Origin of the sequence: Frischella japonica, assembly GCF_014489845.1 — a bacterium.
In the GTDB taxonomy this organism is placed as follows: Bacteria; Pseudomonadota; Gammaproteobacteria; order Enterobacterales; family Orbaceae; genus Frischella; species Frischella japonica.
In genome coordinates this window covers 1-25,656 of record NZ_JABURY010000017.1, presented here as the reverse complement: position 1 = coordinate 25,656, position 25,656 = coordinate 1, and the positions used below count along the sequence as shown (strand labels likewise).

Annotated in this window: 20 protein-coding genes, 1 tRNA gene and 2 CRISPR repeat arrays; of the genes, 11 read left to right on the top strand and 10 right to left on the bottom strand. The window is 35.1% G+C overall.

Annotated features, from left to right (window positions below; all coding sequences use genetic code 11):
- Positions 1-12 precede the first annotated feature (12 nt).
- Together FcAc13_RS08460 and FcAc13_RS08455 are read right to left on the bottom strand one after the other, a co-directional pair.
- Positions 13-621, bottom strand: a complete 609-nt coding sequence (locus tag FcAc13_RS08460) for a CDP-alcohol phosphatidyltransferase family protein (RefSeq protein WP_187755785.1) — start codon at positions 619-621, stop codon at positions 13-15.
- A gap of 435 nt (positions 622-1,056) precedes the next feature.
- Positions 1,057-1,624: a CRISPR direct-repeat array (repeat unit 28 nt; unit sequence GTTTACTGCCGAGTAGGCAGTTTAGAAA).
- Positions 1,625-1,763: 139 nt separating this feature from the next.
- Positions 1,764-3,914: a carbon starvation CstA family protein gene (locus FcAc13_RS08455; protein WP_187755784.1), complete on the bottom strand. Its 2,151-nt coding sequence runs from the start codon at positions 3,912-3,914 to the stop codon at positions 1,764-1,766.
- A 554-nt stretch (positions 3,915-4,468) separates the two neighbouring features.
- Between FcAc13_RS08455 and FcAc13_RS08450 the strand changes: the two genes are divergently transcribed.
- Entirely contained in the window at positions 4,469-4,978 is a 510-nt protein-coding gene (locus FcAc13_RS08450; protein ID WP_187755783.1) for a hypothetical protein, read from the top strand.
- A 459-nt stretch (positions 4,979-5,437) separates the two neighbouring features.
- A CRISPR array of direct repeats spans positions 5,438-6,665; the repeat unit is 28 nt; unit sequence GTTCACTGCCGTATAGGCAGTTTAGAAA.
- A gap of 143 nt (positions 6,666-6,808) precedes the next feature.
- On the opposite strand, the gene yjgA is transcribed toward FcAc13_RS08450, so the two are convergent.
- A complete protein-coding gene (yjgA, locus tag FcAc13_RS08445; RefSeq protein WP_187755782.1) occupies positions 6,809-7,342 on the bottom strand; it encodes a ribosome biogenesis factor YjgA in 534 nt (177 codons plus the stop codon).
- Between the two features lie 218 nt (positions 7,343-7,560).
- Between yjgA and pmbA the strand changes: the two genes are divergently transcribed.
- From pmbA to FcAc13_RS08430, 3 genes are read left to right on the top strand one after another with little or no spacing between them, the layout of a single operon-like run.
- Positions 7,561-8,931, top strand: a complete 1,371-nt coding sequence (gene pmbA, locus FcAc13_RS08440) for a metalloprotease PmbA (RefSeq protein WP_187755781.1) — start codon at positions 7,561-7,563, stop codon at positions 8,929-8,931.
- Positions 8,932-8,956: 25 nt separating this feature from the next.
- Complete coding sequence (locus tag FcAc13_RS08435; protein WP_223064568.1) at positions 8,957-10,690, top strand: SulP family inorganic anion transporter; 1,734 nt, start codon at positions 8,957-8,959, stop codon at positions 10,688-10,690.
- Complete coding sequence (locus FcAc13_RS08430; RefSeq protein WP_187755780.1) at positions 10,680-11,885, top strand: CinA family nicotinamide mononucleotide deamidase-related protein; 1,206 nt, start codon at positions 10,680-10,682, stop codon at positions 11,883-11,885. Before FcAc13_RS08435 ends, FcAc13_RS08430 begins: the two co-directional genes overlap by 11 nt.
- A gap of 397 nt (positions 11,886-12,282) precedes the next feature.
- On the opposite strand, the gene FcAc13_RS08425 is transcribed toward FcAc13_RS08430, so the two are convergent.
- Entirely contained in the window at positions 12,283-12,939 is a 657-nt protein-coding gene (locus FcAc13_RS08425) for a hypothetical protein (protein WP_187755779.1), read from the bottom strand.
- Between the two features lie 406 nt (positions 12,940-13,345).
- On the opposite strand from FcAc13_RS08425, the gene FcAc13_RS08420 reads away from it, so the two are divergent.
- From FcAc13_RS08420 to FcAc13_RS12140, 5 genes are all read left to right on the top strand, one after another.
- Entirely contained in the window at positions 13,346-14,923 is a 1,578-nt protein-coding gene (locus tag FcAc13_RS08420) for a phospholipase D family protein (RefSeq protein ID WP_223064567.1), read from the top strand.
- 509 nt (positions 14,924-15,432) lie between these two features.
- Positions 15,433-16,029, top strand: coding sequence for a LemA family protein (locus tag FcAc13_RS08415; RefSeq protein WP_187755778.1), 597 nt, complete (start codon positions 15,433-15,435; stop codon positions 16,027-16,029).
- Positions 16,029-16,961 (top strand): TPM domain-containing protein, encoded by a 933-nt coding sequence (locus FcAc13_RS08410; RefSeq protein WP_187755777.1) that lies wholly within the window; start codon positions 16,029-16,031, stop codon positions 16,959-16,961. Before FcAc13_RS08415 ends, FcAc13_RS08410 begins: the two co-directional genes overlap by 1 nt.
- Before the next feature lie 236 nt (positions 16,962-17,197).
- The gene (locus FcAc13_RS08405) at positions 17,198-17,497 is read left to right on the top strand and encodes a DUF6694 family lipoprotein (RefSeq protein ID WP_187755776.1); all 300 of its coding nucleotides are present in this window, start codon (positions 17,198-17,200) and stop codon (positions 17,495-17,497) included.
- Between the two features lie 285 nt (positions 17,498-17,782).
- Positions 17,783-18,262 carry a DUF6246 family protein gene (locus tag FcAc13_RS12140; RefSeq protein ID WP_343066781.1) on the top strand — a complete coding sequence of 160 codons (480 nt, stop codon included), beginning with the start codon at positions 17,783-17,785 and terminating at the stop codon, positions 18,260-18,262.
- 60 nt (positions 18,263-18,322) lie between these two features.
- Here FcAc13_RS12140 and FcAc13_RS08395 read toward each other — a convergent pair whose 3' ends face one another.
- A complete protein-coding gene (locus tag FcAc13_RS08395) occupies positions 18,323-18,493 on the bottom strand; it encodes a hypothetical protein (protein WP_187755774.1) in 171 nt (56 codons plus the stop codon).
- 381 nt (positions 18,494-18,874) lie between these two features.
- Here FcAc13_RS08395 and FcAc13_RS08390 point away from each other — a divergent pair, with 381 nt between their 5' ends.
- On the top strand, positions 18,875-19,213 hold the full coding sequence (locus tag FcAc13_RS08390; protein ID WP_187755773.1) for a hypothetical protein: 339 nt from the start codon (positions 18,875-18,877) through the stop codon (positions 19,211-19,213).
- A gap of 77 nt (positions 19,214-19,290) precedes the next feature.
- Positions 19,291-19,725, top strand: coding sequence for a hypothetical protein (locus FcAc13_RS08385; RefSeq protein WP_187755772.1), 435 nt, complete (start codon positions 19,291-19,293; stop codon positions 19,723-19,725).
- Positions 19,726-20,144: 419 nt separating this feature from the next.
- On the opposite strand, the gene FcAc13_RS08380 is transcribed toward FcAc13_RS08385, so the two are convergent.
- From FcAc13_RS08380 to srmB, 5 genes are all read right to left on the bottom strand, one after another.
- Positions 20,145-20,221 (bottom strand) — tRNA-Val (locus tag FcAc13_RS08380).
- A gap of 142 nt (positions 20,222-20,363) precedes the next feature.
- Positions 20,364-21,770: an MATE family efflux transporter gene (locus FcAc13_RS08375; protein WP_187755771.1), complete on the bottom strand. Its 1,407-nt coding sequence runs from the start codon at positions 21,768-21,770 to the stop codon at positions 20,364-20,366.
- 11 nt (positions 21,771-21,781) lie between these two features.
- Positions 21,782-23,110 (bottom strand): 30S ribosomal protein S12 methylthiotransferase RimO, encoded by a 1,329-nt coding sequence (gene rimO / locus FcAc13_RS08370; RefSeq protein WP_187755770.1) that lies wholly within the window; start codon positions 23,108-23,110, stop codon positions 21,782-21,784.
- A 262-nt stretch (positions 23,111-23,372) separates the two neighbouring features.
- Positions 23,373-23,975: a peroxiredoxin C gene (locus tag FcAc13_RS08365; protein ID WP_187755769.1), complete on the bottom strand. Its 603-nt coding sequence runs from the start codon at positions 23,973-23,975 to the stop codon at positions 23,373-23,375.
- A 150-nt stretch (positions 23,976-24,125) separates the two neighbouring features.
- Positions 24,126-25,421, bottom strand: a complete 1,296-nt coding sequence (srmB, locus tag FcAc13_RS08360; RefSeq protein WP_187755811.1) for an ATP-dependent RNA helicase SrmB — start codon at positions 25,419-25,421, stop codon at positions 24,126-24,128.
- Positions 25,422-25,656: the final 235 nt, after the last annotated feature.

Below are 25,656 nucleotides of genomic sequence, written 5' to 3'. Positions count from 1 at the left end.
GTTCTTTCCTTGTTATTTTTTAGCTTGCCGTAAGCCGTTTCGGATTCGATTAATCACCGTATAAATAAGTAGAATATTAATAATCCATAGTAGTGAATTGATCCAATCCAATGGTAAAAGGTGAATAGCAATCCCAAAACAGATCGCACCGAAGACAAAAGCACGATCGCTTTTTCCCATAGGACCATCATAACGTCTTGATGCACCAATCATGATGCCTAATACGCCACTATATTCGCTCAAAAATGCAAGTAAAACGACCATTATAACTAAGTAATGATTGACATCATCGAGTTGTATAAAAACTAACATTAATGCAATGTCAGAAATTACATCACCAATTTCATTTAAATAAGCACCAAGATCAGATTTTTGCTGAAACTCACGAGCTAACATCCCATCAATGGCATTAAGTGCCATTCGAATAAACATCCAGATGGGGATAAGACAAAAAATCCACTGATAAGCTGCTAACATACCAACAATTAATGCGACAATAATTGATCCCAAACAACCAGCTACCGTAACTTGATTAGCAGTAATTTTGGCATGATAAAGACTAGTCGTAAGTGGACGGAGTAATGCTTGAAACTTTGGCTTTAATTGGTAAATAGATAACACAGCACATTCCTAATCATTTATTATCTTTGAATTGCCTTTACTGCGATTAATTAAAACGTAGAATTCGATGTATTATACAATGGTTTGTTATCGTGTATAGCTAAATTATAATAGCTTTTAATCATGGTGATTTTGATGGATTAACTAAGCGCAATTCATAAATTATCGTTATCGATAATAAAATGAAATATTATATGGTAATGACAATTTTATGCCAATATCTACCATTTTTATGATTAAATTCCTGTGTGAAAAATTTTCTTAGCTGTTCATAGTTAAATACCGCCAACCATACAATTACTAACCCCTTTTTTTTACCAAAATTAAAAAATAAATATAATCAACAAGTTAAAAAGCCGTTAAAAAAAAGGGTTTTAAACGCCTAAACTCCAGTTTGTCTTTTGCTAAACAGGGTTTATAGTATGTAGTGTTCTAGTTTACTGCCGAGTAGGCAGTTTAGAAATTTTGCTTCCTTAGTTAGCTTGCTCATTGTCAGTTTACTGCCGAGTAGGCAGTTTAGAAAGCTTGAAGGAAATGGGATTATTAGCTGCAAAAGTTTACTGCCGAGTAGGCAGTTTAGAAACGCAGGTTGATTAGTTTTTTTACGCCACAGCTGTTTACTGCCGAGTAGGCAGTTTAGAAAATCCATCAGCACGTAAAGCAAAAGCCAACATCGTTTACTGCCGAGTAGGCAGTTTAGAAACCGGAGGAATATTGTTATTTACTACATATTGTGTTTACTGCCGAGTAGGCAGTTTAGAAATCAGAAGATTTCTTTTTATCAATCGCATCCTTGTTTACTGCCGAGTAGGCAGTTTAGAAAAACAAAATTAATCAAGGGTTTTAAATCAAAAAGTTTACTGCCGAGTAGGCAGTTTAGAAATATATTTTTCATATTGACATTAATAATCTGATGTTTACTGCCGAGTAGGCAGTTTAGAAAAGTCACCAACTTTTTTATCATTTTCAACTGCTGTTTACTGCCGAGTAGGCAGTTTAGAAATAGCACAAGGAAAGGTGATTTTTTAATCATCTCTTAATAAAAAAGGGCTCTATTGAACCCTTTTTTAAATTACGCTAACCTGATTGAATTCATTTTTTAAAACAATATTAATTCATATCACCAAGTTTTTAATAGGCCTTTAATGCGACATTGATGTAGAAACCCCACCTTCTGGTACAGCAACATAAGGTGTCTCTTTATCACTTCTTTCTTTGTTGTTGCGTACTTTAATCGCAGTTCGAATACCATAAAAAATAATACTATAAACAACAACTAAGAATAAAATACTTAAACCAGCATTTGTATAGTTATTGATGACGATTTGGTGCATATTATTAATTTGTTTTTCAGTTAAGCTTGGATTTTCAGCAATACGGCGATTATATTCTTTCGCTAAATATAGGAAGCCTTCTAATTGAGGATTATCGCTAAATAGTTTTAGACCAAGTGCCCAAGTGGTACAAATTAATAACCAAATAGCAGGGATAACGGTAACCCAAATATATTGTGCACGTTTCATTTTGATTAGTACGACAGTACCTAATACTAAAGCAACGGCTGCTAACATTTGATTTGAAATTCCGAATAATGGCCATAAACTTTTCACGCCACCAAGAGGATCTACCACGCCTTGATAAAGCAGATAACCCCATAATCCAACACATCCGGCTGTACCAATCACACCAGCAATAATTGAATCGGTTTTTTTCAAGAATGGTACAAAATTACCAAGTAAATCTTGTAACATAAAGCGACCAGAGCGAGTGCCAGCATCCAGCGCGGTTAAAATAAATAATGCTTCAAATAAAATACCAAAATGATACCAAAAGCCCATATTGGCACCCGGAAGCACCTGATGGAACACATGTGCAATTCCAACAGCAAGTGTTGGTGCGCCGCCAGCACGATTTAATACAGATGGTTCGCCAATATCTTTAGCAGTTTGCAAAATCTGCTCAGGTGAAATTGTGAATCCCCAAGAACTCACGGTCGCAGCAGCATGAACACTCACATCTTTTAATTGTGCGAGAATAACTGGAGCGACTTGTGGATCACTTAATTTGTGCAGATCTGGCATAGTAATTCCTAAACCAGAAGGCGGAGTATTCATCGCAAAATATAATCCAGGTTCAATGATTGATGCAGCAACGAGTGCCATAATTGCTACAAATGATTCCATTAACATCGCACCATAACCGATAAAACGAGCATCTTGTTCATTAGCTAATAATTTAGGTGTCGTACCTGAAGCAATCAAAGCATGGAAACCAGAAACTGCTCCACAAGCAATGGTGATAAATAAAAATGGCATTAATGCACCCTTCCATACTGGACCGGATCCATCAATATATTGCGTAATAGCTGGCATTTTTAATTCTGGATTAAGAATTATAATGCCAACAGCAAGACCGACAATAACACCTATTTTTAAGAAAGTTGCTAAATAATCTCGTGGTGCAAGAATCAACCAAACAGGTAATAATGCAGAGATAAAGGCATAGCCAATTAATACAAACGTAATAGTCGTTGCTTTAAAAGTTAATGCAGGACCCCAGTATGGATCATGGGCAATCACGCCTCCGAACCAAATAGATAAAACGAGTAAAACAATACCAATAATTGAGACTTCTAATACTTTACCTGGACGGATATAGCGCATATAAATGCCCATAAATAAGGCGATAGGTACAGTAGAACAAACAGTAAATACCCCCCATGGACTTTCCGCAAGTGCTTTAACCACAATTAAAGCTAAAACTGCTAAAATAATCAGCATAATCACGAAGCAGCCAAATAGAGCAATCGTACCAGGAATTTTCCCCATTTCTTGCTTAATCATTTCACCCAATGATGATCCATTACGGCGAGAAGAAAGGAATAAAACCATAAAGTCTTGTACTGCACCAGCGAGTACCACACCGGCTAATAGCCAAAGGGTGCCAGGTAAATAACCGACTTGTGCAGCTAAAACAGGCCCTACTAATGGACCGGCACCAGCGATGGCTGCAAAATGGTGACCAAATAACACATACTTATTAGTCGGTACGAAATTTAAACCATCATTATTAACGACGGCAGGAGTTGCTCGAGTGGCATCTAATCCCATAACTTTATTGGTGATATAAAGGCTATAATAACGATATGCGATTAAATAAACCGATACAGCTGCAGCAATAATCCACAATGCGCTAATGGTTTCACCTCGGCGCAATGCGACAACGGCCAAGCAACATGCTCCAACAAGGGCAACAATTACCCAAGGAAGATGTTTCAGATATTTATTATTCATACAATATTCCTTCGTTAAATGTACAAATTAAATTGTTAAAATTAACCGACGCTACATTAACGAAATTACAAAATGAAATATATGAGAATTTAAATAATAGGTTTTATTCTGATTATGAGTGGTCAAAATTGGGAATTTAATGGTTTGGGCAAAGTAAAATAGCTTAAATCAGATAGGGGAAATGAAAAGGATGTTCAATCGATAATTTCTGAGATAAAACTGTCTTAACAGACCTTTTAACTCAATTAAAATATCTTTATTTTAGGATAACTTTCAAATTTACAAAAAGATAGAAAAAGAGTTTTAAAAGTGAATTGGATTATTCTATAATTTTCTCGTATTAAACAAAATTCTTCTTATGATTGATCTAAAATAATAAAAATAACTGAGAACCACAGTCTGGAATTTAAGCTAATAAACATATTTCTTTAAAATATAACTAGTTATAGCGCTAGCCTGCAGAAAAGGATAAAAATATGATAATATGCAGCCTTAAATCTGGGTTCAGATATCAGTATATTTTAGTAAGTTTAATCATATTTCAATGTTGTATTATGAATATAGCCTTTGCCCATCTCTCTAAAACTTCAGCTAGGATACTTCAAGGAACTAATACAGAGGTTGATTATGAGCAAGCCAAAAAAAGATTAGGTTTTGCTATTGGTAATAAAGATTATTCAGAGATATTTGGTAATATTAGCAGTGAAAACTATCAATATTTTCAGGATGATTTATCGCTTAATTCATTTCTGGTGAAAGAATATTTCAATAGCTCAGTAACCTCTCATATTAGTGATGCTAGGGGGGATGCTTTTAATGATAACATAATTATTTATTCTGATTTATCCTATCATTGGGCTGATAATAACGGACACGTTCTAACAGAAAAACAACTGGATCTTAATATCTGTCAAATGAATTTAGCACTCCCATTACATTTAGATATAACCGCTAATAATGTGCAAATCCAAACAATATTGGGAGAACCGAGAACAAGTTTACCGGTTACTCTAACAAAAACATACTTAATATCATTCCCTGAAAAATGTTATGCAAATCCTTAGCCAGAATCGAATAAATATTAATAAATCAGGATTTTTTATCGTGCGCAACACAACGCGGTATTCCGAGAACTTGTTGGATTGCTTTAAAACCTTAGGATCGTCTAAGCATTGATAATAGCAATTTTGCCATTGCTTTAAAGTCAAAAAAGATAGCTTGCTAGTTGAGAGAATAATCTGTAAATAAACGCTAACTATAACGGCGAGTTAATAAAAAGATAACAAACGCGTTTCTTAAACAATTGAGGTTGTATCGGGTTTTGATATTACGGTAAGCAATATCTGACATCCAAGCTTATTAAATAAATCACCACAAAATGCAATTGCCAGACCCTTTTTTTTTAGCTAATTTAAAATATAAATATATTCAACAAGTTAAAAAGGCTCTAAAAAAAAGGGTTTTTTACTTCCAACTTCAAGTTTGCCTTTTTGTTAATAAGGTTTATAGTATGTTTGGTTCTAGTTCACTGCCGTATAGGCAGTTTAGAAAAAATGTGTCCAAGTGTTCGGGCATTTTATTTCGTTCACTGCCGTATAGGCAGTTTAGAAACTTATAAAGAAGCTCATTTTGCAGTATTTCCAGTTCACTGCCGTATAGGCAGTTTAGAAATTTAGCTGCGGTCGGTTCTGTTGTCTCTGATGGTTCACTGCCGTATAGGCAGTTTAGAAATAATGCCTAATGTGCAATTAACAGCTATTAAAGTTCACTGCCGTATAGGCAGTTTAGAAACATTCAAGGTAAACAAGGAGATTGTGAATACAGTTCACTGCCGTATAGGCAGTTTAGAAATTGAGCCTGAAGAAGCTGGGCTTCTTCCTTTGGTTCACTGCCGTATAGGCAGTTTAGAAAAGCCGAATTGACTAAACTGTACTTAGAATAAGGTTCACTGCCGTATAGGCAGTTTAGAAACAAAATTGATATTTTTTAATAAATAGCGTAATGTTCACTGCCGTATAGGCAGTTTAGAAATTTAGCCGAAGTTGTAGCATCTGTTTCCGCAGGTTCACTGCCGTATAGGCAGTTTAGAAATAACGATGTAATAAATCGATATCCGAACGTTTGTTCACTGCCGTATAGGCAGTTTAGAAATTTGATACTACCTTAAAAAGCTGGCGGGCTAAGTTCACTGCCGTATAGGCAGTTTAGAAACACTGAATTTCTGTTAACAGAAAAAATATATAGTTCACTGCCGTATAGGCAGTTTAGAAAAGCGGAAGTAATGAATCCTCAGAACAGCTTACGTTCACTGCCGTATAGGCAGTTTAGAAATGATTCGAATACATATCCTCATTTGAAAATTTGTTCACTGCCGTATAGGCAGTTTAGAAAATTGATCCGAGGATATTATCGATTTATCTCCCGTTCACTGCCGTATAGGCAGTTTAGAAACGTATACCGCTAAAGCCACGATATGGCGTGTTGTTCACTGCCGTATAGACAGTTTAGAAAAGCTAGTACTGGAGGGTTTGAACGGGGGCATTGTTCACTGCCGTATAGGCAGTTTAGAAAACTTAAATTAGAATATTTTAAGTTAATCTGTTGTTCACTGCCGTATAGGCAGTTTAGAAACGGCATCACCAATACGTAATACATTCCAGTTTGTTCACTGCCGTATAGGCAGTTTAGAAATCTGATGATGATTTCGAAAATTTATCAGTCGAGTTCACTGCCGTATAGGCAGTTAGCCAGACATGTTAGTCTTTACCCTGCCTAGCAGATTATTAAACCCAAAGGCTTTTTTAAATGTCTTTGGGTTATTTTGATGTTGGTAAAAATGAATTTTACTATTGTTTGAAGCCGTAATGCTTACTATTATTTAAAACAAATTTGTCTTATTCATTCTCTGTAAGTGTTTTTAAATATTGAAAAATTTGGCGCGCTGATTTTGGTGGTTTGTTGTCGTCGCGTTCTTTCTTAGCGGTTCTTGCTAATTGACGTAATTGTTGGCGGTCAGCTAAAGGGTATAATGCCATAATTGGCTCAGCGTTACCACTTTCGATTAAATCATCTCGTAATTGTTCAAGTTTATGGAAAAGGGCATTTTGCTGATTATGGCGATTTTTTAATTTGTCCAATGCTTGGCTGATCGGCTCGATATTACGATTACGTAGCAATTTACCAATATACTGGATTTGGCGACGATAACCTTCTTTTTTAATTTTTTGTGCCAATTCAATGGCATAAATCATATCTTCGTCGAGCGGGATTTTCGCTAATTCGTTTTTACTTAGTTGAGTCAGTTCAACACCTAGTTTTTTTAGGGCTTCGGCATCACGTTTAATTTCACTTTTACTAACATAGATGATCTCTTCATCGTTATCATCAATATTTTGTAATAAGGCGTCTTCTTGTTTAAATGGTGTCATACAATTTCTTTAAATTCAGTCGTTAAGTTAATGCGATATATAGTAGATTTATACTCGCAATTTAAATAAAATTTTATTAAAAATATCACGTTGAATATTATCAATCTGCGTTATTATAACGTATCATTAGCACAATAACAGATATTAAATAAATGAATAACTCTATTGACTGATAAACGTATCATAAAATTCAGTTACAGATTATATTGGATAGATATATGAATACCTCACAAATTATTATAGATAGTAATAAAGAACAAAAACATATTGAAGCGGTATTAGCCCAAGCACTAGCGATTGCAAAAACTAAAGTGGATGCGGTGGAAGTTGCTATAAATAAATCAACAGGTATTAATGTTAGTACTCGCCAAGGTGAAACGGAAAATATTGAATTTAATAGTGACGGGGCTTTAGGTATTACGGTATATCAAAATCATCGAAAAGGCAGCGCCTCGACTAATGATCTCTCAGTGAAATCAATCGAGCAAGCGATTAATATAGCTGTTGATATTATGAAATATACCTCATCCGATCCTTTTTCTGGATTAGGTGATCCTGAACAGATGGCTTTTGATTGTCCTGATTTGGATCTTTTTCATCCGAGTGATCTCAATGTGGAACGAGCACTTGAAGAGGCTGCAATGGCAGAGCAAGCCGCATTAACATATAGTAATGATATTAAAGAGAGTGATGGTGGTTACTTTAGTAGTCGTTATGATATTCGGGCTTATGGCAACAGCTATGGGATGTTACAGAGCTACCGCACCAGTTCCCATTCTCTTTCCTGCTGTGTAATAGGTGAAAAAAATGGTCAAATGGAACGAAATTATGCTTATACCAGTTCGCGCGATATTCAGGCACTTAAAGATGCAAAATTAGTCGGTATGGAGGCGGCACAAAGAACTGTTGCTCATTTGGATTCACGACAAGTTGCTACCATGCAAACGCCTATTTTATTTAGTCCTGAAGTGGCAACTGGATTAATTGGGCATTTAGCGTCAGCAATTAGTGGTGGGGCAATTTACAAAAAGTCCTCTTTTCTGTTGGATCGAATCGGTCAGCAAATTTTTCCTCAATGGCTAACGATACATGAATTACCTCATTTATTAAAGGGAGTGGGTTCGGCACCGTTTGATGGGGATGGGATTAAAACATATGACCAAAATATTATCATTGATGGCGTGTTACAAACCTATTTACTAAGTAGTTATTCAGCCCGTAAATTATCTACCCAAAAACAGCCATTAAAAAGTACTGGACACGCAAGTGGTATTCATAATTGGCGTTTGCAAACTGACAATAATCAACATTCTTTTAATGAATTATTAAAAATAATGAATAGAGGTATTGTAATTACTTCACTCATGGGACAAGGCGTCAATCAGGTTACGGGCGATTATTCCCGTGGCGCAACTGGTTTTTGGGTTGAAAATGGTCAGATCCAATATCCGATAAATGAGTTTACCATTGCGGGTAATTTAAATGATATGTATCGTCAAATAATCGCTGTCGGTAATGATATCGAAACCCGTACCAATATTCAAACTGGTTCAATTTTGATTGAACAAATGAGTATTGCTGGAAAATAAAAATTGAACGAAAGGAAATCATAACATGACACAATTGGCAAATTATCGATGGTTGCAAAAGCTGTACCAATGGATGCCAGGTTTGAGCGCTTTGATAAACTATCAAAAAGAGTATTTCAATTATGATTTAAGAGCAGGGTTGTCTGTGGCAGCGGTGTCCTTACCTGTATCGATTGCCTATGCAGAATTAACTGGTGTTGGGGCGATCGCAGGGCTTTATTCTACTATTTTACCATTGATCGCTTATGCTTTATTTGGTTCTTCCAGACAATTAATTGTTGGACCAGATACTGCAACATGTGCTGTGGTTGCTGCAGTGGTGATTCCTTTAGCTGCTGACAATCCAATCTTAAGATGGCAATTAGTGATTGTTTTAACCATTATGGTTGGTCTTTGGTGCATTGTGGCAGGTAAATTACGATTAGGGTCGTTAGCTGATCTGCTTAGTCGCCCGATTTTAATTGGTTTATTAAATGGGATTTCTCTCACCATTATCATTGATCAAATTGCTAAAGTGTGTGGTTTTAAATATGACAATGCGATTTTTTTTGAACGCATACTATCATTACCTTTTAAAATAACTGATATTCACTTTGCTACAGCAATTGTTTCCATTTTGACCTTAGCAATTTTAATCAGCTTAAAGAAATTCAAACCGCGTTATCCCGCGCCGCTAGTTGCCGTTATTATTATCACGCTATTGTCTTGGATCATTGGTTTTGATCAGTTTGGTATACATATTATCGGTCAGTTAAGTAATGAGGTGATTCCTTTTTCATCTTGGGCTGATTTTGATGCAGGGTTAATGCGTGAATTAGTCGTCCCATCTTTAAATATTGCGGTAATTTGTTTTATTAGTATGATGATCACTGTACGCAGTTTTGCGGCTAAAAATAATTACGACACAAATGCTGATACCGAATTTAAAGCGCTAGGGATTGCCAATATTGTGGCGGGCTTATCCAATGGTTTTGTGGTAAGTGGAACGTCGTCGCGTACCGCAGTAAATGATGTCAATGGTGGTAAAACCCAGTTGGTGTCAATGATTGCTGCGGCTGTGATCGCATTAGTGGTAATGGTTTTGCTACCACCATTGCAATATATTCCATCAGCCGTATTAGGCATTATTCTGATTTACTCTTCATGGTCTTTAATCGATATTAAAACCATCAAGCGATTTTTTAAGCAGAATCGCGAAGCATTCTATTTAAGTTCTTGTACGTTAATTGCCGTATTATTGATTGGGATTATTCCCGGTATGGCATTATCAGTATTATTAGGGTTATTTCTATTTTTACGCCGTGTTTTTCGTCCAAGTGATCAATTGCTAGGTGTCGATGATGACGGAAGAATTCACTCATTAGGGAATAAAGTGCAACCAGTCGATAATGTGATTATGTATCGATTTAATTCACCACTAACTTATTTTAATATTGCTTATTTTAAAAAACGTTTGATTAGTTTAGTTGATGAATCACCTAATCCGATTAATTATGTTATTGTCGATGCGATACCATGTTTCACTTATCAGGATGTAAGTGTACTAATGGGAATCGATGAGTTAGTTCATTCTTTTAAATCACGTAATACGATTCTTATTTTGGCTGGTAGGCGGCGTACCCTCAAACGTTGGTTTAAAGAAATAAATATTTATTTAGATGAAAATTATATTGAATTTGCTTATGATCTCTATTTTGCGTTGCGGGTAGTCCAAAGTAAAGAACACATGTCGGAATCGGATAATCCAGATGAAGAGTAATTTAAATATTGAAATGTTAAGTACCGGTGATGAAGTGCTCTATGGGCAAATTACTGATACCAATGCCACATGGTTATCCGACTATCTTTTTGCGCAGGGGTATGTTATCACCTCACGTTATACACAGGGTGATAATCTCCAACAATTGATTGCCACACTACAACAACGTAGTCAAGTTAATGATATTTTAATTGTTAATGGTGGACTTGGACCAACCAGCGATGACTTAACGGCGCAGGCCGCTGCACAAGCTAATCATGAATCATTAGTGTTATTTCCGCAATGGGTTGAAAAAATGCAGCAATATTTTGCGCAACGTGGCAAGCCAATGCCGTCAAGTAATATGAAGCAGGCTATGTTACCAAGTAGCGCAACAATAATTGATAACCCTGTTGGAACGGCTTGTGGTTTTCATATGATCATCAATAATTGCCAAATTTATTTTACACCTGGTGTGCCATCAGAATTTAAACAAATGGTTAGCCAGCAAATTATAGCAGATTTACAAAGCAAATTTCCGATTTTGGATAAACCATGTTGTTATCGACTTACCACGATGGGGCGTACCGAAAGTGATTTAGCCGATGAAATTGAATCAACATTAACTGTACCGGACGACATTACGATTGGTTATCGTTCGGCAATGCCTTTTATTGAATTAAAACTGACCGCAAAACAGAGTCAACAACCAGCAATGGATAAACTTTGGTATGAACTTAACGCATTAGTAAAGGATAATTTAATTTATGTGGGAACGATTGGATTAGCCCCTTTAGTAAGTCAATTACTACGTGAACATCATCAACCAATCATTATCATTGAACAGCAGACTGCTGGATTAATTGCTTATCCACTTTATAACAATCAGGCTCCGATAATCTGTTCGCAAGTGCTAGGTATTGATCAGGATATCGGTCAAATCGTTAACCAACTAAAGTCAACTTATCCACAAGCGGTTATTTTAGCGCTGCATGATTACGATATAGCAAGTGGTCGTTTTAAATTACAATTACTGACTGCTAATCATAAATATTATTATCAATTAAAATATAACGGTCGTCGTTATCATTTAGCTACCGAACAGACAATTTTAGCCGCAGTCGCCCATGATATATTGCGTCGCCATCTATTGAGATTGCCGTTAATTGGTCAATATACGTGGTTACAAACGGAACAGATTGATAGTGTTGGATAGATTAAAGCGGTTAATCTGGTTGAGTTTCCTATTAAATATTAAGTAATGAGTTTCTTATATTTCTTAATCGCGTTTGATCATTGTTGCCCTTGGGTAAGGATTACGCTCTCGATTCCTCTGTGATGGCGTTGCCTTAAAAGCAGGCGCAATACACCGCGAATGGTGTTCTGGTAAGTTGACAGTTTCTTGATCAAATTATCTAGCTCCTGCATGCTACTGCGCAGCGTTAATGTATGGCGCATTGTGGACTCACTAGCTCTTAAATCTAATATGGCTAATATGTTAAATATTCTCTTCTGGCTTGAAAATCCCCTGCATAATCTCCTGATTAAAAATGCCTTAAATGTTACCCATTTTATGTAAAAATCGCTTCACCACTGAGGAGAAAATTAATGATTTATGATTGATTGATGAAGACAACATTCATATGATAACTAACCAGCGTTGATCCAAATAAATTACTTTTAATTTTTACCAAAATTTTAGAAGGATATTGTTTATCAGGATCTTTCGTAAAAGGAACGAAAAACCACTCCGAGCTGTGTGGCTCATGAATTTTGATACCATTTTTTGCCCGTTTAGTCTTGGTCATCAATCTGAATGGACCCGGTGTGGTAATTTTATACTGACTGGTAATATATTGTTTAGTCTCACCAGGATAGAAGCTAATCAACATTTTTAATAACATTATTGAAATAAATAAAATAAAAAAGAGGATAAAAGCAAATTGTCCAATATGATTTATAATTTGCAATATGCCTGTTTTTTGATGATATTTTCTGGCTGATTTCGAATTTATCAGCCAACAAAAGATTATACTAAGAATTAGCGATATCATCCCTGTTATCACCATCCAATTATTAGAAATAATTGTTTCGGTTTCATAGTCAAAATAGCTAGAAAACATAAATCCCAAACAAGCGATGACCGATGCGCAACCCCATATGAAATGATTAAATTTGCAGACCTTCATGTTATAGCGTTGATAAGGATTTCGATTATTGTTACCAAATTTTTTCTTACCCATTACATCAATTCGGTAGTTCTTAAACATATTCTTTTATTGCATGTCAATTTAATGATAAGTATTTTATTTAAATAAAACCAATTAACAAGGTGAATAGTCACTAAAATATATCAACTTATAAGCCTTTTTATCGAAAATTGTTAATTAATTTTTAAATTATCGATTATGATTAAGCTATAAGAAGGCGTTTCACTATTCATTTTTAAGCATATTGCAATCATGCTTTAAGGAATCGAATATTGCATTAACTTAATAACACTTAAAAAAATATTATACTAATTTTAATCACAGAATTTTTAATGTCATAAAAACGAAGTGCTTTAATAAATATTTTACCGATTAGTGATATTGTCTATTAATAATTATTATACTTAATTTTATAATGATTAAGTAACTTCAAAATCAAGTTGATGAATTTTTAGTTGAGATTAGTATGAAGCAAAAAGGGCGGTTACGTATGTTGCTTATTGTTATGGGGGTATTTATTTTATTCTCGATACTAGCTATCTATAGTTTTGGTCGTTTCGCCAAACAGGTGAAAGGAGAATCGAGCTATGCATTAACGATACAAGACGGGCAAACAAACCTTGATAAAGCCCTAGGTATTGAATTTGCATTACACCCCAATGAAAGTAGTCTTTTATTAGTTCCAAGTGATAAAGATGCGTTTGCAATTCGGGCAAAAAGTGCCCGGGAAGCTGGGCGCAGCTTGGATTTGCAATATTATATGTGGCATAACGATTTGACTGGACAATTATTAGGATTAGAAGTATTAGAGGCAGCTGAACGTGGGGTCCGCGTTCGTATCATTCTCGATGATATGAATGTTAAAGATAATAGTGATTTACTTGCTACGCTAAATCAACATCCAAACATCCACATTCGCATGTTTAATCCAACTCGTGCACGAGGTAATAATCTGATGCGTGGCATTGAAATGTTACTGCGTGGTTTAAGTCTAGATAGACGAATGCATAATAAGGCTTGGATTGCCGATGGGCGAATGGCAATTGTTGGTGGGCGTAATATAGGTGATGAATATTTCGGCGCAGCTGAGAATCGTAATTTTTTTGATGTCGATTTATTAATCGGTGGTCAAGCCGTTCATGACACAGAAGCGATATTTGATGATTTTTGGAATAGTGATGCCGTTATTCCGATTGAGGCGCTGGTCAAAAATCATAAACAATCATTAGAACACTTGAGACTTACGATTGAAAGCAAAAGAGCAAATTTATTAGCACAACCCTACTTAAATCAATTAGCTGACACACCCAGTGTTCAATCACTTTTTAAGAAAGAGTGGAATCAAGGGGTATGGCAAGTCCATTGGAGCAAAGATATTCATGTGTATTCTGACCCCGCCATTAAGGCATTTAATAAAGGTGAAGCGCAATGGTTAAAAAATCGTATACAACCAATTATCACGCAATCAACCCGACGTTTAGATATTATTTCACCTTACTTTGTTCCTGGTAAAAGTGGTGTACATGAATTTATACACTTACATCAACAGGGAGTTGCATTGCGCATTTTAACTAATTCGTTGGCGGCAAATGATGTCATTTTTGCCCATGGTGGTTATATGACTTATCGTAAACCCTTGTTAGAAAAAGGGATCAAATTATATGAATTAAAGCCTTTTGGCAAGGTCGGTCATACATTACTTGGTTCAAGTGGGGCCAGTTTACATACTAAAGCATTTTTGGTTGATGATAAGTTGGGTTTTGTTGGCTCATTTAATTTCGACCCTCGTTCGGCAAATCTCAATACCGAAATGGGTATTATCTTTGCAGAACCAACGATTATTCAAGCATTACAAAATGAATTTAATCTAAGAATTAGCAACGATTATAGCTATCACGTTATATTGCAGGATGACAAACTGTGTTGGCTTGATCAAAGCGATCACCATGAAGAGATAAAGTGGCAACATGATCCTGAAAGTAAGTGGTGGCAAAGAGCTCTGGCGACAGTAATAAGTTATTTACCGATTGAGTCGCAATTGTAATAGGAAAATAATTTCTTAAACATTCTTAGTTGGTTAGAGCTTTAATGGCTAAAACACAATATTTAATCGCCTACCTATATTCGATCTGCAAGCTGGTGAGTCCATGTGCTCCACTCGCTCAGTACTGCGTCGCAGAACGTAGCATCCCGAAGATTTGCGGTTAAAAACTTTCGGCTCAGCTGAGCATCGATAACCGCATATTTCACCTTTGCTTTAAAGACACAGCAAATAGCTCGATAATCCAGAGCGTGATCTGTACACAATAGCTAATAATAACTGCCAGTCATTAAAAAAGATTGAGTTAATTTTTCAATCTCTGTAAATCTAGTTAACCAAAAAATGTTTCTTTTAATGACGATTTCAAAATTGGCAAATTTCATTTATTTTTAATTGCCGAAAACAAGACGTTAAATTTATTTTATATTTATAAATCAATGAGTTATACTTAGGTTTTGATTCTGATTATATCAGCTGATATTAATCCATTATTTAATAGGGTAGAGGAATTTATGAAATCTAAATTTATATTGGTCATTATTGCGTTAGTCGTTATATTTGCCGTATATTTATTCAATAGTTATAACTCAGTACAAACCAATGATGAAAAAGTTTCGGCTGCTTGGTCAGAAGTTCTTAATCAATATCAACGTCGTGCAGATTTAGTGCCTAATTTGGTAAATACTGTGAAAGGTTATACCAATCATGAAAAAGAGGTACTAACTCAAGTTACTGAAGCTCGAGCAAAGGTTTCATCGGTTCAAATCAATACCGATCAATTATCTGATCCTCAGGCTATAGCCCGATTCCAACAAGCACAACAGCAATTAAGTTCTGCTTTAAGTCGTTTAATTGCAGTAAGTGAAAATTATCCTGAATTAAAAGCAAGCAGTCTATATCAAAATCTTATGGCGCAACTAGAAGGAACGGAAAATCGTATTACTGTCGCTCGTAATCGTTATATTGCTACAATTCAAACCTACAATAGCTATATTCGCCGCTTTCCTGGTAAATTTATTGCCATGTTTTCAGGTTTAACACCTAAAGCTCAATTTAGTGTCGAAAATGAAAAACAAATTTCTTCTGCACCACAAGTAAGCTTTGAATAATGATGAATCATTTAATCAAAATTATTTTAGTTTGTTTTCTATACTTTAACCATTTAGCGTTTGCTGATGTTAGCGTACCGGCATTTACGCAACGCGTTGTAGATACAACAGGTACGCTAACTCAAGTACAATTAAATCATCTGGAACAACAGATTATTCAATATGAAACTGCTAAGCAAGATGGCGCGCAAATAGCCGTTTTGATGATCCCAACTTTAGAAGGAGAATCAATTGAAGATTATGCTATTCGCGTGTTTGATAGTTGGAAAATTGGTAAAAAAGATCATGATAATGGCATATTAATTCTGATTGCTAAAAATGATCATCGGGTACGTATTGAAGTTGGTTATGGTTTAGAAGGCGATTTACCGGATATAAAAGCCAAATGGATTATTAATCGTTCCATTACACCCCAATTTAAACAAAATAATTATTATCAAGGTATCAATAATGGTTTAAATGATATGATTCAGATCTTAACCGGCAATATTGATAATCAAACCCCACAAGCAACCAATAAAGATTTACAACTAAAAGATGTGTTAAATAGTGATTTTGCTCCACATCTATTTAGTTATGCAGCGATTTCCTTCTTTATCTGTGCGACAATGGGAGGTTTATTACCATCACGGCTCTTTAAAAAGTCGCAAGGGATACGAGGGCTCTTTGTTGGTGCTTTAAATGGCATATCAACCGGTGGTTTTTCACTGTATTCTGGTTTACCTTTTTCAATAGCATTACCGATTTTATTTTTAGTATTTGTTGTTAGTACGATATTTTATGGCATTTTTGGTATAAGCGGATCCGGTGGTGGCAGTGGTCCCTATGGTGGTGGACGTTCTGGTAGAGGATTTGGCGGAGGATTTGGTGGTGGTTTCGGCGGTGGCGGAGGCGGTCGCAGTGGTGGCGGTGGAGCTTCGGGAAGTTGGTAAATGTTATTTAATTTTCTCAACAATGATAGCTGTTTCTGGCATTAATAGCGAAAATACAATAGTTATTCTATAGCAGATTCAACGGGTAGCGAGCCCTTGATAGTCTATATTCATAGACCTGCGCCGCAGAATATAGGTGGCATAAAGTTGCGTTTAAAAACCATCAGCTTGCCTTGTTTATTAATCGATTAATTATGTATAATTACTAACAATCTACTATAAAAAGGAAATTATATATGTTTAGGAAGCTATTAACTGTATTAGTCGTTAGTTTTATTTTAGTTGGATGTGGTGAAGGCTTACCAAAAATTGATGCTTCATCTAAGTCAGCATTTCAAGAATCAATGAAAGAAATATCTGCAACATTAGAGGAACAAGATAAGGATAATTTCAATAGAGCAATAATAGGAGTTGTTGTTGCGGCTAGTTTTCAAGTAGGAAACGATGAAGACAAAATTCAGCAAATATTGAAAGAAAAACTAAACGGTAAAACAGCAAAAGAAATCATAGAAGAGTATGGTAAAAATAATCCATAGTAAAAAATTTTCAAGCTAGTTAAATGCCATGGTTTCTTTGCCATGGTTTTTTTATGGTCAAATTTTGAGTATAGACTTAATATCGAATCGCTAGCAATGCTAGACACGCACACAACTACACAATAGCTCGTGATATTGTGTCGGTCTCATTTGAATTTAAGGTGCTTCATCTAAATCTATAAAAATTACTGGTGAAGTTCCTTCAACTCAACCAAACAAAAAACAGGGTTAAATGTGATTAGATTAGATATAGGCAAAATTGTTATCTCAATAAAAAAATAGGACATTGAGCACACAAAAATTGATTATGTATTCACTCCTTCATTTGAAAACTTATCAAAACTTGGTGAACCACATGAGATAGTTAACGCCTATGCTGTTCTGCTTTCTAATGATGCATATAACGCAATAACTCGCTTTAAAGAGCCAAATCAATACGTAATTAATTACATCAATGAAAAAATAACACTTCAACTTGAAGTTGCAAGAAAAGTGCTGACCTGTTGTTGCTCAAATGATGTTACCCATCTAATTGCAAGTAAAACAAAAAAAGGGTTAATAAAAATTCAGAATATTATCATGATAGCCAGATGTTTGCTTGATTATGGCGTAGCGGGAAAAGTGAAAGTTAGAGTATCACAGCGCAACGAAAATAAAATTATCAAAACAGCAGTAAAGCAAGAAATCGCTAATGATATTAGTAGTCATCAGGGGGATGTCTGGCAAGCTATGTCAAATTCGACTAATATTCAATCTAAATTGTAAATTAAAAAGAAACGACAACCAGAAAGGACTACCAAATCGTCATTGATTTAGTAGTTGTTTTTATTTGACTATTAAAATTAAAATAACAGCAAGAAAAATCATTGCAGCAATGGAAGTAATAAACATAGCTGATTGTTGTTGCTCTTCTTCTTGCTCCAATATTTTTTCCGTTTTATGAATTATTTTATTCGCCTCATCCTCAACAACCGCAGTGTATTCTTCTGTATACATATCTAGAATATATGCAATAACATCATCTGATTCGTTTTTAAAAAAGTCAAAAACGACATCATTTGCATCATTTAGTTTTACCTTGCTTGCTTGTTGAGTTTCATCGTCTTTTACGTATTCTATAACTTCATAAACGATCTCTCTTATTTTTTTCTGATTGGTTTAGATATTATTTCACCATTAACTTTTTCTCTAGCAATGTAGTAGTCTGGCGTATTTTTAATTATAAGTTCGTTTTTTTTCATTATTCACTTTCGAGGCTTGAATTAAAATGTTTTTATATGTGATTTGATTATAGTATAAACAAATTGAATTTAATATTAGCATAATTGATTTAATGGCTGAAATTTCATATCATTACTTAAAATTTAAGGAGATGGTATGAAAAGAATATTTTTAGTTGGACTGATTGGTTTGTTTTTAACTGGCTGTGGTGATAAGTGTGATTCTGATGTTGGGGCTTTCGTAATGTCTCAAAACTTTGTAAAGAAAAAATTGAAATATCCGTCAAGCGCGGTATTTCCTTACATAGATGATAGTGCTGTTTATGTTTACGGAGATATTGATAAAGAAGGATTAGAAATATGTGAATATAGTGTTCATGGATATGTAGAATCGAAAAATAGCTTTGGTGTCATGGTGAATAATAAATATACAGTTGATTTAAAATATAATGTTAAAAATGATACATGGAGTGCAACTCAAGTATTTATTCAATGATTCAGATGTTCAATCTAAATTGTAATTGATATTAAAGGATAGATTTCTTAACATTACCTAAATATTATGGGGATGGTATGAGAAGAATTTTATTGCTAGGATTAATTGGGTTTGTTTTTTCCGGCTGTGAGGAGAAGAAAGTAACCGAAGATATGCTTGTTGGGGAGTGGATATGTGATATTAATTACCAAGTTGCCAAATGGAAGAATGGTGTATTCCAAGATTATGCTCCCCAAGATGGTTATGCAGAATTATTCGTTAAATATCTAAAAAAAGATGATAATCTTTTTGTAGAATATACTGATGGCGATGGTGAAATAAAACAGGATTTCAACGAAATGAATGGACGTTTTGAATCTTTTATAGGTAATATGAAAATAGTCGGATCTAGAAAGCTCGAATATATATCAGACAATGAGTATCAATTAATAATTGAATCTACGAGAACGTATAATAAGTCAGAAGATAATGAAAAAATTAAAATATTAACGCATTGCACAAGAATAAAATAACTATTGACTACCAAAGCAAATTAAAACTCTCTTAAAAGGTTTTTATTGGTCATTATTTGTATCAGTGTCTTTTTTATTCTAATATTGATGAAGTGATTTTCCAAGGCTCGACCAAAAACAGCAATACCAAGTAATTCTATTTGCATTGATAACAACATTAATAAATAGCTAACGATAGAATCGATAAAATAAAATGATTTGGGCAGCGCCTGTGTCAAATTTAGGACATTAGAACTAGGAAATAGCAATATTAACGCAATGGATGTGTTAACAAACATTGAGCATAATTTTCTAAATGATAAGGTTGGAAGGCTTTAAATAGCGGTAATGGTTATTTTATGGTGTAACCGTCTAGCCAAAATATAAAATCTAGATCATATAAGATTTTATTCAAAATTTTTTGATATAAGGCTTTAGGATGGTACGCCCGGGTGGACTCGAACCACTGACCCCCACCATGTCAAGGTGATGCTCTAACCAACTGAGCTACGGGCGTATAAATAATTTGTTAATCAGTAACTATAGGCGCAAATATTAACGATATTAAGTCCAACTGGCAAGTAAAAAAATTAAAAATTGCTGTTTTTATCATCAAACAAGCTTGTTTGTTTATAATACAAACAAGCCTGAATGAGATTTTATTGATTTGCTTGCATCAAGATTTTGTCGCTAGGTTGTCGTTGAATCATTATCATACGACCAATTAGTAATACCGCTGCAAATAATAAGCCAAAGATAATACTCATCCAAAAGCCGGCAGCTCCCATTGGTTCGGTAATCCAATTGGTTAATCCTAAGATGTAGCCTAGTGGTAAACCAATGCCCCAGTAAGATATGAAAGTGATATAAAAGATGCTCTTGGTGTCTTTATAACCACGTAAAACGTTACTGGCCGTTACTTGCAGATAATCAAAGACTTGATAAATAGCCAATAAAATAATTAATGGTAGGCTTAATTCAATGATATTCAGATCATTGGTAAAACAGATAATAAAAAAGCGTTTAAACACCACTAACAAAATGGCAACTGTTAATGATAGCAAAAGTGCAATCGTTAAACTGACATAGGCCGTCCGTTTGGCTAATAATGGTTGTTGTTTCCCTAATAAATAACCAACTCGAATACTGGTAGCAACACCCAATGCTAATGGAAGTGTAAAGGTCATGCTACTTAAAGCGAACACGATTTGGTGACTTGCGACGATATCTTTACCTAAAGGTGCGATCATAAGTGCGATGATGGCAAATAGGCTGACCTCGAAAAAATAAGCAAGAGCGAGAGGGATACCCAATACGATGATGCGTTTTAAGATCTGGAACTCAAAGAGTTGTGTAAAAGGCGTTTGGCGAATATCTTTTTGAGTGGGGGTCGTTGCAGTATAACACTTAATCAAAATAAACATTAACCAAAATACGATTGCGCCAGTAATACCACAACCGATTCCACCAAATGCAGGTAAGCCTAATTTTCCATAAATTAATACATAATTGATTGGAATATTGGCCAAGAGTGCGATAAACATCACATACATGGTTGGATTAGTATTAGATAGCCCTTCGCATTGAAAACGATAGACTAAGAAATAGAGAAACCCAGGTACACCCCACATAATCGAACGCAGAAAATAAACTGCCACATGCATCATTTCGGGATTAATCTCATTATCTGCGCCATTGCGCAATGCGATAATTTTATCTGAGTGATATAAAAGTGTCATTAGTATTATTGATAGCAAAGTGGCTATAACTAAACCTTGTCGCGTATGATCGGCAATTTGTTGACGTTTACCCGCTCCATTTAAATTGGCAATGATCGGTGTTAATACCGATAATAGACCCTGACCAAATAAGATGGTCGGTAACCAAATTGATACACCAAGAGCAACACCCGATAACGCTACATCACTATCACCATTATTGTCAGTGTAATGCCCTGCTAAAATCGTATCGACAAAAGTAATTCCAGTTTGCGCAATTTGCGCAAAGATGACTGGAATTGATAATTTAATAAGAGTTTTCGTCTCGTTTTTATAAGAATATTTCATAAGTTGGTTACTTAATTGTTTGGAACAAACGTCCCCCATAGATCGTATTCGTCAGAATGTTCAATTTTGACATTTACAATATCTCCCACTTTAACAGACTGTTCATCATTTAAATAAACAACACCATCAATTTCTGGTGCATCTGCCATGGTTCGTCCAATAGCACCTTCATCATCGACTTCATCAATAATAACCGGCATAATTTTACCGATCTTATTGGCGAGTTTTGTCGTTGAGATGGTTTGTTGCAGTTGCATAAACTGATGATAACGTTCTTGTTTAATATCTTCAGATATTTGATCTGGTAATTGATTTGCCATTGCACCATCAATAGGACTATAGGTAAAACATCCGACCCGATCAAGTTGTGCGGCAGACAAAAAGTCTAACAATAGTTGAAAATCATGATCTGTTTCGCCTGGGTAACCAACGATAAAGGTGGAACGTAACGTGATATCCGGACAAATTTCACGCCATTTATGAATTCGTTCCAGTGTTTTTTCAATGGTTCCTGGGCGCTTCATAGATTTTAATACTGTTGGACTCGCGTGTTGTAAGGGGACATCCAAATAAGGTAAGATTTTTCCTTCCGCCATTAATGGAATGAGATTATCGACACTTGGATAGGGATAAACATAATGCAATCTTACCCAGATTCCCAGTTTTGCTAGTTGTTCACATAAATGTTGGATATCGGTTTTCACTGGCATACCATTCCAAAATCCTAGCCGATTTTTAGTATCTACGCCATAGGCCGAAGTGTCTTGAGCAATGACTAAAAGTTCACGCACCCCACTATCCGCCAAACGCTTTGCTTCATCGAGTACATTACCGATGTTACGACTTACCATATCACCACGTAAAGAAGGAATTATGCAGAATGTACAACGATGATTACAACCTTCTGAAATCTTTAAATAAGCATAGTGTTTAGGGGTTAGTTTTACACCTTGTTGCGGAATTAAACTGGTGTATGGATTAAATTCTGGTTTTGGCACATATTTATTGACATGATTTAGTACCGACTCATAACTATGTGGTCCAGAAATTTCTAACACTTTTGGGTGAACCGTTCTTATTTGATCTTCTTTCGCACCAAGGCAACCAGTCACGATGACCTTGCCATTTTCATTTAATGCCTCGCCAATAGCTTCCAAGGATTCTTGAACAGCACTATCAATAAAACCACATGTATTTACGATCACTAAGTCGGCATTATCATAAGAAGGAACCACCTGATAACCTTGTGTTCTTAATTCAGTTAAAATTCTTTCAGAATCAACGAGATTTTTAGGGCAGCCAAGACTGACAAACCCAATTGTAGGAGATAAATTGCTCATAAGTAAACTATTTATAATAAAATCATTAAAAATCGAAATGTTATAATGGATTGGAAACGTGGCTATTCTAACATAAAAAAATCGCTTCACTATTTAAAATCTTTACAAATTTTAATAACTCATTTTACCTAACTAGTATTTTATCTCATTAAGCTTAGAAGGTTATTAAAATAAGAGACGTGAGGGTATAGTGAAATAAAAAAACCGGAATACAGATTCCGGTTTTACTAAAAAATAAAAACTTTAAATTAGGGTGAAATAATTAAAGTTCTCCAGCATGCTGTTTTAAGTAACTGGCTACACCATCTGGGCTGCCTTTCATACCTTGCTTACCTTTAGACCATTGTGCCGGGCATACTTCGCCATGTTCCTCATGGAATTGGAAAGCATCAACTATACGTAACATTTCATCAATATTACGACCAATTGGTAAATCATTAACGGTTTCATGACGTACAATACCAGATTTGTCGATAAAGAATGAGGCACGTAATGCAACACCGGCTTCAGGATGTTCTATCCCATAAGCTTGCATGATAGAGTGTTTAACATCAGCGATAATTGGGAATTTAACTTCACCGATACCACCTTCACTTTGTGGTGTTTTACGCCATGCATTGTGGACAAATTCAGAATCCATTGAAATACCAATTACTTCAACGCCACGTTTTTTAAATTCTTCTAAGCGGTGGTCAAACGCAATAATTTCAGAAGGACAAACAAATGTGAAATCCATTGGCCAAAAGAAAACAACAGCATATTTATCTTTAGTGAAATTAGCAAAGTTAAAATTATTAACGATTTCACCATTACCTAATACAGCAGAAGAGGTAAAGTCGGGGGCTTTGCGAGTAACTAATGTCATAATATTGAGCTCCTAAGTTTTTTTATTATGTAAGGATAAAGTCAAAAATGCTGTAACAATATCCATAATGTAGCTACATTATAACGTTCAAAATGTGATAGCCAACACGGTTAAAACAATCAATTTCATAAGTTAAGTCTATCAATTTTGTTAGATTGATAATTTTTTCTTAGGTTTGCCGATGTTTTTAGTATCACGATGACGCTGTTTTTTCTTTTTTACCTCTTTTTTTTGTGCTTCTTTCTTAGCTTTAGCCTTTTCTGACGGTTTTTTCTTCCTAGCGATCTTAGGGGGTTTGGTTTTTGGTCTTAATTCATCAATTACCCTTAAAATTAATGATTCATGTGTATATCTTTCAATCTTTTTCATTAATTCATAATCGTGAGCTTCAACTAACGAAATGGCAGTTCCTTTTTTACCTGCTCGTGCGGTACGACCAATACGATGTAAATAAACATCGGCTGTTTTTGGCATATCGAAATTAATCACGTGAGTGATATCATCAAAATCTAATCCGCGCGAAGCAACGTCAGTAGCTACCAAAACATTAACGGTGTTGTTCATCATACGTTTAATCGCTTCATTACGTTTTGCTTGTACCATTTCCCCTTCAAGATAACAACAACGAATATTCTCTGCATTTAACCAACTAACCAGTTCATGCACCCGTTCACGTTTACGGACAAAAATAACACTTTTAGTGACTTCAGGCTGATTGAGTAAATGAACCAAAATTGCTGTCTTATGTTTAAGATCATCAGCTCGGTAATAGTATTGAAAGATTTTTTTACGTTCTTTGCGTGAAGGTTCAGCATGAATTTCTACGGGATCATTAAGAATTCGCTTAGCAAAATCATATAAACCTTGCCCTTCAAGTGTGGCTGAAAATAATAAGGTTTGTGTGCGCCAACGTGTTTCAGCGGAAATCGTTTCCACATCTTGCGCAAACCCCATGTCTAACATGCGATCAGCTTCATCAAGAATTAACATTTCTACAGCTCGACAATCAAAATTTTCTTCTTTGATGTATTGGAGAAGGCGTCCGGTAGTGGCAATAACAATATCCTGATTTTTACTGAAAATTTCGGCATGATTCATATACGCCACACCACCGGTAATCGTTGCAATACTTAAAGTGGTAAATTGTGTGAGTAATTTAGCTTGTTCAGCAACCTGCATGGCTAGCTCACGCGTTGGGGTAAGAATTAATATTCTTGGTGGTCCTGGTTTTCTTCGTGGAAAATCTAATAAATGTTGCACAGCAGGAATTAAATAGGCTAAGGTCTTTCCAGTACCAGTTGGCGCAGAGCCTAGGATATCCCGATTATCAAGTGCATGCGGGATGGTTTGTAATTGGATTGTGGTTGGAGTAGTGAAATTTTGCTGATTCAGGCTCTTTATTAAAAGCTCATCAAGCTCAAGATTTGAAAAATCGTTATTTGTCATCATCGTATTACTGTATCTAATAAAATGCATACTATAACATAACGGTGTTAATATTAAGGTATATTTAATTCGTGATTATTATTATCACAAACGATTATTACCATCAAACCAGTCCAATTTTATAGAAAATAACAATAATTCATCACTCCATCTTATGTTGATAATAGAATGTTACGATATTTTATTCAGATGTAAGATTTACATAGTTATTAAAAATCTCCGTTAAAATCGGAGC

Excerpts from the sequence above, each read along its gene's own strand:
- FcAc13_RS08455 (WP_187755784.1), bottom strand. The coding sequence starts at position 3,914 with ATGAATAATAAATATCTGAAACATCTTCCTTGGGTAATTGTTGCCCTT.
- FcAc13_RS08390 (WP_187755773.1), top strand. The coding sequence starts at position 18,875 with ATGAAAAGAATATTTTTAGTTGGACTGATTGGTTTGTTTTTAACTGGC.
- FcAc13_RS08375 (WP_187755771.1), bottom strand. The coding sequence starts at position 21,770 with ATGAAATATTCTTATAAAAACGAGACGAAAACTCTTATTAAATTATCA.
- FcAc13_RS08365 (WP_187755769.1), bottom strand. The coding sequence starts at position 23,975 with ATGACATTAGTTACTCGCAAAGCCCCCGACTTTACCTCTTCTGCTGTA.
- FcAc13_RS08405 (WP_187755776.1), top strand. The coding sequence starts at position 17,198 with ATGTTTAGGAAGCTATTAACTGTATTAGTCGTTAGTTTTATTTTAGTT.
- FcAc13_RS08385 (WP_187755772.1), top strand. The coding sequence starts at position 19,291 with ATGAGAAGAATTTTATTGCTAGGATTAATTGGGTTTGTTTTTTCCGGC.
- srmB (WP_187755811.1), bottom strand. The coding sequence starts at position 25,421 with ATGACAAATAACGATTTTTCAAATCTTGAGCTTGATGAGCTTTTAATA.
- FcAc13_RS08415 (WP_187755778.1), top strand. The coding sequence starts at position 15,433 with ATGAAATCTAAATTTATATTGGTCATTATTGCGTTAGTCGTTATATTT.
- rimO (WP_187755770.1), bottom strand. The coding sequence starts at position 23,110 with ATGAGCAATTTATCTCCTACAATTGGGTTTGTCAGTCTTGGCTGCCCT.
- FcAc13_RS08420 (WP_223064567.1), top strand. The coding sequence starts at position 13,346 with ATGAAGCAAAAAGGGCGGTTACGTATGTTGCTTATTGTTATGGGGGTA.
- FcAc13_RS08425 (WP_187755779.1), bottom strand. The coding sequence starts at position 12,939 with ATGTTTAAGAACTACCGAATTGATGTAATGGGTAAGAAAAAATTTGGT.
- FcAc13_RS08450 (WP_187755783.1), top strand. The coding sequence starts at position 4,469 with ATGAATATAGCCTTTGCCCATCTCTCTAAAACTTCAGCTAGGATACTT.
- FcAc13_RS08410 (WP_187755777.1), top strand. The coding sequence starts at position 16,029 with ATGATGAATCATTTAATCAAAATTATTTTAGTTTGTTTTCTATACTTT.
- yjgA (WP_187755782.1), bottom strand. The coding sequence starts at position 7,342 with ATGACACCATTTAAACAAGAAGACGCCTTATTACAAAATATTGATGAT.
- FcAc13_RS08395 (WP_187755774.1), bottom strand. The coding sequence starts at position 18,493 with ATGTATACAGAAGAATACACTGCGGTTGTTGAGGATGAGGCGAATAAA.
- pmbA (WP_187755781.1), top strand. The coding sequence starts at position 7,561 with ATGAATACCTCACAAATTATTATAGATAGTAATAAAGAACAAAAACAT.
- FcAc13_RS08435 (WP_223064568.1), top strand. The coding sequence starts at position 8,957 with ATGACACAATTGGCAAATTATCGATGGTTGCAAAAGCTGTACCAATGG.
- FcAc13_RS08430 (WP_187755780.1), top strand. The coding sequence starts at position 10,680 with ATGAAGAGTAATTTAAATATTGAAATGTTAAGTACCGGTGATGAAGTG.